Genomic DNA, 2779 nt, shown 5'->3' with positions numbered 1-2779 from the left:
GGGGTGAGGGGGATTCGACCCGGAATGGGGGACCACCCGATCCGGCGTGCGGGCTGCGACCAGCGGAACGCCGCCGGTGGACATCCGAGGCTCGTCCCGCCATCGCGTGGAGCGGGGGACACCGGAGCGTCGTGGCGGTCAGCGGCCGTCGTCATCCTCGCCGAGCACGAGGCGCAGTCGCGCGAGCAGATCCGAGCGGGTCGTGACCCCCAGACGCCGCCGGATGCGAGCGATGTGGTGCTCGGCCGTTCGTGGCGAGATGAAGATCGCCGCGCCGATCTCCGCGTAGGTCCTGCCCTCGAGCACGAGCCGGGCCACCTCACGCTCGCGGGGACTCAGGCGGGCCTCGTCGGCTTGGGTCTCCGACGCGTCGGCTGACGACGCGCGGCCAGCGTCGTCGGACTGCTCTTCTGGATGGAGGCTCCGGGCGAGCGCGAGGAGCTGGAGCGTGTCTCGGTGCTCCGCCGCCCGAGCTGCCGCATGACCGGCGAGCCGGCCGGCATCCCACGGGTATCCGGTCGACGCGAGGTCGCGAACGGCGTGCTCCACGGCATCGACATCAACGTGGCCGGCGAGCGCGGCCGCCCAGATCCGTGCGGCCTCGGCGAGCCGGCTCGCGACCCGGTCGGTCGGAGCGTACTCATGCAGCGCCGCGGAATGCCGTTCGAGTCCGGCCTCGTCATTGCGCAGGATCGCCGCCTGGATCTCGGCCCAGTGCAGGTTGGTCGACCATGACGTCGGTCGCCCCGCCCGATCCAGCAGCTCCCACGCCGAGGCGATGGCGTCTTCGACGAGGTGCCACTCGTGCAGGCGTGCTCCGGCGACCGCGAGTTCCGCCAGGGCCGGGAAGAGCGTGAGGTCGACCGGCGCACTCGCGATGGTGGGGCGTGCGGCGTTCCAGGCTCGCACGAGGCTGGTGATGTCGTCGGTGCGGCGTGCGAGGCCGATGCGTACGGAGTGCGCGAGCACCTCGTCGCGGAGACCGAGGGGGCGGTGGCTCGACTCGGTGGCCTCGAGGAGCCTTCGCGCGCGACCCGGGCGGTCGGCGCGAAGTGCCACGAGCGCCTGCGTGAGTCGCAGTCGGTGGCGGAAGGCGGGTCCGCCCTGGCCGGCTTCACTCGCCGTGCGGAGCACATCGGCGGCGATGCCCAGTTCTCCGGCATTGAGCGCGACGTGGGCGGCGAGCACGGCAGGCACCACCGGGAGCGGGAGGATCTCCTCCGACTCGTTCATGACGTTCGACGCCTGCAGCAGCGTGGAGAGTGCGCGATCGAGAGCCCCGTCGAGGCTGGTGAGGACGCCCTCCGCCATGAGCGACACCGCGATCTGGGCCGAGGTCGGATACTCGACTTCGGAAGCGGCCGTGAGCAGTCCGCGGCCTTCCTCGACCATCCCGAGCACCGCGCGGCAGGCCGCGGCGAGCGGTGCCGTCGCGCGGGCGTCGGCACCGGTGAGGCCGATGTACGCGTCGGCTGCGCGCTGCAGCATGCCCTTGCGCGCCCAGATGGCGGCAGCGACATTGATCACGCGGGGAAGGTCGGGATGCTCCCTGCCGGTGAGCAGTCCGTCTACCAGGCGTTCAGCGGCCCGGATGTCGCCGGCCGCCCATGCGGCCTGCGCTCGCCGACCGGCCAGCGACGCGACATCCGCCCCCGCCTCGATCGCCGAGGAGTAGAGGCGCCACGCCTCCACGGGATCTCGGGAGACGGCCTCATCCGCCTGAAGGCGCAGCGCTTCGGCGACCCGAGGATCACGGAACCCGTGTCGGGCGAGCTCCACGGCGGTGACACCGAGCGGGATGCCCGCGGTTTCGATGGCGTCCACCAGCTCGCGCCGAAGTGGCCACAGCTCGTGCTCGGGCACGCTCTGCAGGACCGTCATGCGCACGATGGGCAGCAGCGACCCGTCGGGCGACACCATGCCCGAGGCGCGCGCGCCGGCCATCAGGGCGTGCAGATCGGCTCCGGCGAATCGGGGTGTCGTGGCGAGGGCCGGCCCGGAGACCGAGAACCCGACCGCGAGCGCCACGACGAAGTCGAGCAGACCACGGTCGAGGCGATCCAATCGATGCCGGAGGCGTTCCAGCGGAGCGCTGGGGAGCGGGCTCGACTCGCTGAGGTCCCACCCGTCCTCGTGCAGCGCGAGCAGCACCTCGTCGACGAACCAGGGGTTCCCGCGCGTCAGGTCGAGGATGCGGTCGATCTGGTCGGCCGGCAGCGGATCGCCGAGCAGGGTGGCGGAGCGTTCCCGGATACCGGATGCCGCGAGGTGCTGGAGCACGACGTGCGGACGCTCCCGGCCGAGGCGATCCACGAGATGCGCGACCTTCGCTGATCGGGGCCATGGTCGGAATGCGACGACGACATGCGGACCGTCCCCTCGCATGAGTCTGGTGATCTCGGCGGCGTCGTCATCCTCGAGGTGCTCCGCATCGTCGATGAGGAGCGCGCAACGTTCGCCATCGGATTCCACGCGCGCGAACTCATCCAGGGTCCGCGCGACACTGATGCCCTCAGCCTGCAGCGCGGCAGCGAGCTCATCGAGCAGCACCGACTTCCCGGATCCCCCCGGTCCCGTGATTCCCGCGTGCACGCGCGAGGAACCATTCGCGATCTCCTCGATGAGCGCCGTGACCTGGTTCCAGCCGACGGTGCCCGAATCCAACCCTGAAGGCGACGACAGCGTTCGGCTCATGGCACCACGGGCGGCTCAGTGGGGTCGACCGTGGGCTCTGGTTCAGGTGAGGACGTCGGCGCGGGCGACGGGTCGGGAACCGGAT

At 71.5% G+C, this 2779-nt stretch carries 1 protein-coding gene; it reads right to left on the bottom strand.

Annotated elements, in window-relative coordinates; all coding sequences use genetic code 11:
• Window positions 1–138: 138 nt before the first annotated feature.
• Window positions 139–2694: a helix-turn-helix transcriptional regulator gene (locus tag HUS56_RS01640; RefSeq protein WP_173921681.1), complete on the bottom strand. Its 2556-nt coding sequence runs from the start codon at window positions 2692–2694 to the stop codon at window positions 139–141.
• Window positions 2695–2779: the final 85 nt, after the last annotated feature.

The organism is Agromyces sp. Marseille-P2726 (genome assembly GCF_902809835.1).
In the GTDB taxonomy this organism is placed as follows: Bacteria; Actinomycetota; Actinomycetes; order Actinomycetales; family Microbacteriaceae; genus Agromyces.
This window is presented reverse-complemented; position numbering and strand designations above follow the sequence as displayed.

Excerpts from the sequence above, each read along its gene's own strand:
- HUS56_RS01640 (WP_173921681.1), bottom strand. The coding sequence starts at position 2,694 with ATGAGCCGAACGCTGTCGTCGCCTTCAGGGTTGGATTCGGGCACCGTC.